Source organism: Nocardioides sp. (genome assembly GCF_035703625.1).
Lineage (GTDB): Bacteria > Actinomycetota > Actinomycetes > Propionibacteriales > Nocardioidaceae > Nocardioides.
This window is the reverse complement of record NZ_DASSXS010000005.1, coordinates 24,773-30,939: the sequence shown is the minus strand read 5'-3', so window position 1 is coordinate 30,939 and position 6,167 is coordinate 24,773. Positions and strand designations below refer to the sequence as shown.

Genomic DNA, 6,167 nt, shown 5'->3' with positions numbered 1-6,167 from the left:
CGCCACCGCCGACGACGTCACCGCCGCCCACCTGCCGCTGCTGGTCAAGATCGCTCCCGACCTCAGCGACGACGACGTGCTCGCCGTGGCCGACCTCGCGCTCGCCGTGGGCCTCGACGGGATCATCGCGACCAACACCACCATCAGCCGCGACGGGCTGGCCACCGACACCGCGACGGTCCAGGGCGTGGGCGCCGGCGGTCTGTCGGGCCGACCTCTCACGCAGCGCTCGCTCGAGGTGCTCCGCCTGCTCAAGGGACGGGTCGGAGACGACCTCACCCTGGTCGGGGTCGGCGGCATCACCACCGTGGAGGACGCCCGGGCCCGGCTCGACGCCGGCGCCACCCTGCTCCAGGGCTACACCGCGTTCGTCTACGAGGGACCGCTGTGGCCACACCGGCTCCTGACCGCCCTCGAGGATCACCAACCGTGACAGTGGAGTCGGGTGACCGGGTCGACACGCGGTCGTGCGGCTCGTTCGTGCCGAGGATGGCCACGACGGCATGCTAGGGGTCGACGAGCGGGGAGGAGGCCGATGACGACGTCGCCGTACGCCCCTGTCCACGTCCTCGGCGAGGTGCTGACGAACCGGAAGGTGGGCGCCTACCGCCACCTGACCCTGGTGGCGCCGGGCATCCCCGACCGGTTCCGCCCCGGCAACTTCGTGGCCCTCTCGACCGGAGCCGACCGGCTGGCCCGCCGGCCGATGTGGATCCACCGGGTCAAGCCCACCGGAGGGTACGGCGCCACCGTCGAGCTCGTCGTCGAGCCGGTCGGCCCCGGCACCACCTGGCTGGCAGCCCTCCCGGCCGGCGCTCGGGTCGAGGTCACCGGGCCCCTCGGGCGTCCCTTCGCCCTCCCCAAGGAACCGGTCAGCTGCGTGCTCGTCGGCGAGGGGTACGCCGCCGCGCCGATGTTCCCCCTCGCCGAGCGGCTCCGCGAGCGCGACTGTGCGGTCACGCTGGTCGTGGCCGCCCCCGACGAGGCCCACCTCCTCTCCGCGCTGGAGGCCCGCCGCTCGGCCCGCGCGGTCACCGTGGTCACCGGCGACGGCTCGATCGGCAGCCGGGGGAGCGTGGCCGATGTGCTCCCCGACGTGCTGGCCAAGGCGGGTGCCGAGGTCGTCTATGCCGCCGGGCCGCTGGCGACCCTCCACGCCGTCGCCGCGGCCGCCGAGCAGGCCGGAGCGTGGAGCCAGGTCGCCGTCGAGCAGCCGATGGCCTGCGGGACCGGGTTGTGCCAGGGCTGCGCGGTCCCGGTCGTGGGGGAGGACGGCGTCGCCCGCATGGTCCGCGCCTGCGTCGACGGGCCGGTCATCCGGGGTGACCGGGTCCGGTGGGACGACCTGGCCGCCGAGGTGCCGATCGGCTGACCCTTGGCAGGACGGCGGCCCGGTGGCAGGGTGCCGTGCGGAGTCCCGCACACCCCCGAGCGGGACCGTATTTCGGGAAGGTAGCGATGCAGCGACGATTTCGCAGGCTCGCGTTGGGCCTCGGGACGGCAACCCTCGTCCTCGGTGGCACGACCGCAAGCGCTCACGACGACCACGGCGGCACCTGGGACCCCAGTCCCACCAGCAGCAGCGGGAACCTCAAGATCGTGGGCAGTGCGCCCAAGACGAGTGAGGTGCCCTCGTACCGCAACTCCGACCTCGCCTTCTGGGGCAAGCTGACCTACGCCGGCAACTACGAAGGGTTCCGGGTCATCGACCACTCGGATCCCGAGCAGCCGACCGTCGTCGCGAACGTGGCCTGCCCCGGCTCGCAGCACGACGTCTCGGTGTGGCGGGGCCTGCTGTTCCTCTCCATCGACGCCCCGCGCACCGGCCCGGGCTGCGACAGCGCCGCCGCGCCCTCGGGCACCCCCGGCTTCGAGGGCATCCGCATCTTCGACGTGCGCGACCCCGCGAACCCGAGCTATGTCGGCGCGGTCGCGACCGACTGCGGTTCGCACACCCACACGCTGGTGCCCAGCGGCCCCGACCGCGCGCTGCTGTACGTCGCGTCGTACCCGTCCTCGCCCCTGGCCGAGTCGGCGTACGGAAACTCCTGCCGGCGGATCGCCGAGGACGGCAGCCCGACCGGGCACAGCAAGATCTCGGTGGTCGAGGTGCCGCTGGCCGACCCCGCGTCGGCCTCCGTGGTGAGCGAGCCGCAGGTGCCGCTCAACGACTACCGCGGCACGCCCGGCTGGCGCGGCTGCCATGACATCAGCGTGTTCACCGAGATCGACCGGGCCGCGGCGGCCTGCGCCGGGGAGGGCCAGATCTGGGACATCAGCGACCGGGAGCACCCCAGCGTCGTCGCGCGGATCCACAACCCGAACTTCGACTTCTGGCACAGCGCCACGTTCACCTGGGACGGCCGCACGGTGCTGTTCGGCGACGAGGCCGGTGGCGGGACCTCGCCGCGCTGCCGCCCGAGCGACCCGTCGACGGTCGGGTCCATCTGGATCTACGACGTGGCCTCGCTGGACAACACCGACGGCTCGTCCGTCGAAGCGTGGGACAGCCACTTCAAGATCCCGCGGACCCAGGGCGACACCGCGCGGTGCACGATGCACAACTTCAACGTGCTGCCGCTGAAGGACCGCTACGTCGGCGTCTCGGCCGCCTACTCCGGCGGCACCACGGTGTTCGACTTCACCGACACCACGGATCCGGTCGAGGTGGCACACCAGGACCCGCACGGAGCCAACACCTGGTCGTCGTACTGGTACAACGGCTTCGTCCACACCAACGACACCGGCCGCGGTGTCGACCTGATGCTGCTGTCCGACCCGGCCCGTGCGGGCGCGCAGCGGCTGCCCTACCTGAACCCGCAGACCCAGGAGGGCCTGATCGACTGACCTGCCACTGCGGCGAGGGGAGGGCCGACGGCGCCCGCCGGGTCCTCCCCTCGCCGTGGCCGGGCAACGCATAGGCTCGACGACGTGGCCACTCCGACCGAGCTCGCCGGGCTCACCCTGCCCAGCCCGATCCTGGTGGCGTCGGGGTGCGGCGGCACCGGCCGCGAGCTCGCGGCGTACGGCGACCTGGCCGCACTGGGCGGCTTCGTCACCCGGTCGATCACCGTCACCGCCCGTCAGGGCGGCCGGATGCCGCGGCTCGTGGAGACCCCCTCGGGCTTCATCAATGCGATCGGCCTGCAGAACCCCGGTCTCGACCACTTCCTCGCGACCGAGCTGCCCTGGCTGGTGCAGCAGGGCGTCCGCGTCTTCGTCTCGATCGCCGGGAAGTCGCTGGGGGAGTACGCCGAGCTGGCCCGGCGGCTGGGCCGGTCGCCGGGAGTGGCCGGAGTCGAGGTGAACCTGTCGGCCCCCGACGCCACCGGCAGCGGCGTCTTCGACGTCCGCGAGCCCTTCCACGCCGCCAGCGTCGTCGCCGCGGTCCAGCGCGACCTCCCGCGCGGCATGCCGGCGATCGCCAAGGTGCGCTCCGACGTGGGACGGGTCGTCGAGAGCGCCCGCACCGTCCTGGACGCCGGCGCCGCGGCCGTCGTCGTGGGCAACGCCCTGCCGGCGGCCCTGCCGGACGGACGCGCGGGAGGCCTCAGCGGTCCCGCGATCCGACCCCTGGCCCTGCGATGCGTCGCGGAGGTGCACGCCGCCCTGCCCGAGGCCCAGGTCGTGGGCGCTGGTGGCATCGGCACCATCGACGACGTGTGGTCCTTCCTCGGCGCCGGCGCCACGGCGGTCCAGGTCGGCACCGCGCTCCTGCACGACCCCACCACCGCCACGCGTCTCGTGGCCGAGCTCCAGGACGCCCCATGAACCAGTCGCCCTTCGGGTCCCGCCTCGTCGCCGCGTTCGAGGAGCGCGGCCAGCTGTGTGCCGGGATCGACCCGCACGCCTCGCTGCTCCACGCCTGGGGGCTCGAGGACACCCCGTCCGGGCTCGAGCGCTTCGCCCTGACCGTCGTCGAGGCCGTCGCGCCGCTGGTCTCGGTGGTGAAACCCCAGTCGGCCTTCTACGAGCGGCACGGCAGCCGCGGGATCGCGGTGCTGGAGCGGGTGATCGAGCAGTCCCGGGCCGCCGGGGCGCTGGTGCTGCTCGACGTGAAGCGTGGCGACATCGGGTCGACCAGCCAGGCCTACGCCGACGCCTACCTCGACCCCGGTTCCCCGCTCGCCGCCGACGCGGTCACCGCCAGCCCGTTCCTGGGCGTCGGCTCCCTCGGCCCGATGTTCGACACCGCGCGCAAGCACGGCGCCGGGGTGTTCGTCCTGGCCCTCACCTCCAACGAGGAGGGCCCGGAGGTCCAGCACGCCACCACGCACGCCGGACCCACGGTGGCGGGGACGGTCCTCGACCAGCTCCGGGGCCTCAACGCGGGCGCCGAACCGCTCGGCTCGTTCGGCGCGGTCGTGGGCGCCACGATCGGCGACACGGCGGAGTCGCTCGACATCAACGGCCCCCTGCTCGCGCCCGGGTACGGCGCCCAGGGCGGCACCGTCGCCGACCTCCGCCGGATCTTCGGCGGCTCCGTGGGCCGGGTGCTCGCCAGCTCCTCGCGCGAGCTGGTGCAGGCGGGTCCGGACCGGCAGGCCCTCCGTGACGGCGTACTCCGGGTGCAGGACGACCTGTCCGGGCTGCGCGCATGACGCGGAGCAGGTGCACGGTCTCGCTGGCTGCGCTGGTGCTGCTGGTGTCTCCACTGGCCGGGTGCGCCAGCGAGCAGGAGGAGTACTGCCAGGCGGTGAAGGACCACCAGGAGCGGCTCAGCGCGATCATGGCCGACGGCGGGCCCACGGCGCTCCTCGAAGCGCTCGACAGCTTCCGCGAGCTGCGCGCCGAGGCCCCCAGCGACATCGACGACGAGTGGCAGCAGGTGATCCGCAGCATCGAGGCCCTGCAGCAGGCTCTCGACGACGCGGGCGTCGACCCGTCGGACTTCACCGGGGGCAGGCCGCCCGAGGGCCTGGACCAGGAGGACCGGGAGGCGATCGCCCAGGCCGCCAACGAGGTGGGCTCGCAGGAGACGGAGGTCGCGCTCGCCGGCGTCAGGCAGCAGGCGCTGGACGTCTGCAAGACCCAGCTCTGGCTGTGACCGCCCCGGGTTCGGGCCGGGCGGTCGCACTATGTTGGGCCGATGCCGACGGTCAGGGAGTTCCAGGTCACCTTCGACTGCGCCGAGCCCGAGCGCGTGGGGCGCTTCTGGTGCGAGGTGCTGGGGTACGTCGTTCCGCCGGCGCCGGAGGGGTTCGCCACCTGGGAGGAGTTCGATCGGTCGCAGCCGCCCGAGGAGCAGGGATCGTGGTTCGCGTGCGTGGATCCCTCGGGGGAGGGCCCGCGGCTGTACTTCCAGCGGGTGCCCGAGGGCAAGGTCGTGAAGAACCGCGTGCATCTCGACGTCCGCGTCGGCACCGGGCTCGTGGGGGAGGAGCGCCTGGCCGTGCTCCAGGCCGAGGGCGCACGTCTCGAGACGCTCGGCGCGAGGCGCGTCCTGCTCCAGCTGGCCGACGAGGAGAACGAGTCGTGCCTGACGATGCAGGACATCGAGGGCAACGAGTTCTGCCTCGACTGAGGCTCAGGACGTAGCGCTCGACGGCGCCGACTGAGCGGCGTCGTCGAAGGCAGGGTGGTGGCTTCCGACCTTGCGCGCGGCGGCGAGGTGCCCGCCGAGGTAGCCGCCGACGCCCGAGACGGCCGCTCCGGCCAGGGCCAGGCCGGCGCCGCGTGCGTGCCGGCCGCGGCGGCGGGCCGACCAGGAAGCGGCGTAGATGCCGATCGCGACCGCGTTGGTCACGGCGTGGACCAGCCCCACCCGCTTCTCGCGAGTTCCTGCTTCCGACCACTCCGCCCATCCGGTCCAGGCCGTCGGGCCGACGGCGAGCAGGCCGGCCCCCACCAGCCTCTGGGCGGCCACGGTCGAGTCGCGCCCTCCGGCCAGGTCGAGGATGCTGGCCGAGGTCCACGTGCCCAGCACGACGTCGGTCAGCAGCGGGTGCACCGCGTGACCGAGCCAGTCGCCGCGCAGGAGGGACCCTCGGGCTCCGGTGCCGAACACCTTCTCGACCAGGGGCTCCAGCGCGGCCACGGGCTGGTCGAGCGCTTCGGTCCCCTCGAGCTGGCGGGTCCAGCGCACGATCCCTGGCGGCGGTTCGAGAGCGTTCATCTGTTCCTCCTCGACGATCGCGAGCTCGGCGTGAGCGGGCCGGCGCGGTCGG

7 protein-coding genes and 1 pseudogene are annotated in these 6,167 nt (G+C 73.6%); 7 read left to right on the top strand and 1 reads right to left on the bottom strand.

What is annotated here, in order from left to right; genetic code table 11:
- The 7 genes and pseudogenes from VFN12_RS00350 to VFN12_RS00320 all read left to right on the top strand — a co-directional run.
- A pseudogene (locus tag VFN12_RS00350) lies at positions 1 to 433 on the top strand (dihydroorotate dehydrogenase (quinone)); the annotation flags it as partial.
- Between the two features lie 102 nt (positions 434 to 535).
- Complete coding sequence (locus VFN12_RS00345; RefSeq protein ID WP_325116542.1) at positions 536 to 1,372, top strand: hypothetical protein; 837 nt, start codon at positions 536 to 538, stop codon at positions 1,370 to 1,372.
- 86 nt (positions 1,373 to 1,458) lie between these two features.
- Positions 1,459 to 2,847, top strand: coding sequence for a hypothetical protein (locus VFN12_RS00340; RefSeq protein WP_325116541.1), 1,389 nt, complete (start codon positions 1,459 to 1,461; stop codon positions 2,845 to 2,847).
- Positions 2,848 to 2,931: 84 nt separating this feature from the next.
- Positions 2,932 to 3,771 carry a hypothetical protein gene (locus VFN12_RS00335; protein WP_325116540.1) on the top strand — a complete coding sequence of 280 codons (840 nt, stop codon included), beginning with the start codon at positions 2,932 to 2,934 and terminating at the stop codon, positions 3,769 to 3,771.
- Positions 3,768 to 4,601, top strand: a complete 834-nt coding sequence (pyrF, locus tag VFN12_RS00330) for an orotidine-5'-phosphate decarboxylase (protein ID WP_325116539.1) — start codon at positions 3,768 to 3,770, stop codon at positions 4,599 to 4,601. The genes VFN12_RS00335 and pyrF overlap by 4 nt, the downstream gene beginning before the upstream one ends.
- Positions 4,598 to 5,047 (top strand): hypothetical protein, encoded by a 450-nt coding sequence (locus VFN12_RS00325; RefSeq protein ID WP_325116538.1) that lies wholly within the window; start codon positions 4,598 to 4,600, stop codon positions 5,045 to 5,047. The genes pyrF and VFN12_RS00325 overlap by 4 nt, the downstream gene beginning before the upstream one ends.
- Positions 5,048 to 5,089: 42 nt before the next feature.
- Complete coding sequence (locus VFN12_RS00320) at positions 5,090 to 5,524, top strand: VOC family protein (RefSeq protein WP_325116537.1); 435 nt, start codon at positions 5,090 to 5,092, stop codon at positions 5,522 to 5,524.
- 3 nt (positions 5,525 to 5,527) lie between these two features.
- On the opposite strand, the gene VFN12_RS00315 is transcribed toward VFN12_RS00320, so the two are convergent.
- The gene (locus VFN12_RS00315) at positions 5,528 to 6,115 is read right to left on the bottom strand and encodes a DUF2231 domain-containing protein (RefSeq protein WP_325116536.1); all 588 of its coding nucleotides are present in this window, start codon (positions 6,113 to 6,115) and stop codon (positions 5,528 to 5,530) included.
- Between the last annotated feature and the right edge of the window lie 52 nt (positions 6,116 to 6,167).

What these genes read in the sequence shown, in the direction of transcription:
- VFN12_RS00325 (WP_325116538.1), top strand. Translation starts at nt 4,598, where the DNA reads ATGACGCGGAGCAGGTGCACGGTCTCGCTGGCTGCGCTGGTGCTGCTG.
- VFN12_RS00320 (WP_325116537.1), top strand. Translation starts at nt 5,090, where the DNA reads ATGCCGACGGTCAGGGAGTTCCAGGTCACCTTCGACTGCGCCGAGCCC.
- VFN12_RS00340 (WP_325116541.1), top strand. Translation starts at nt 1,459, where the DNA reads ATGCAGCGACGATTTCGCAGGCTCGCGTTGGGCCTCGGGACGGCAACC.
- VFN12_RS00345 (WP_325116542.1), top strand. Translation starts at nt 536, where the DNA reads ATGACGACGTCGCCGTACGCCCCTGTCCACGTCCTCGGCGAGGTGCTG.
- pyrF (WP_325116539.1), top strand. Translation starts at nt 3,768, where the DNA reads ATGAACCAGTCGCCCTTCGGGTCCCGCCTCGTCGCCGCGTTCGAGGAG.
- VFN12_RS00315 (WP_325116536.1), bottom strand. Translation starts at nt 6,115, where the DNA reads ATGAACGCTCTCGAACCGCCGCCAGGGATCGTGCGCTGGACCCGCCAG.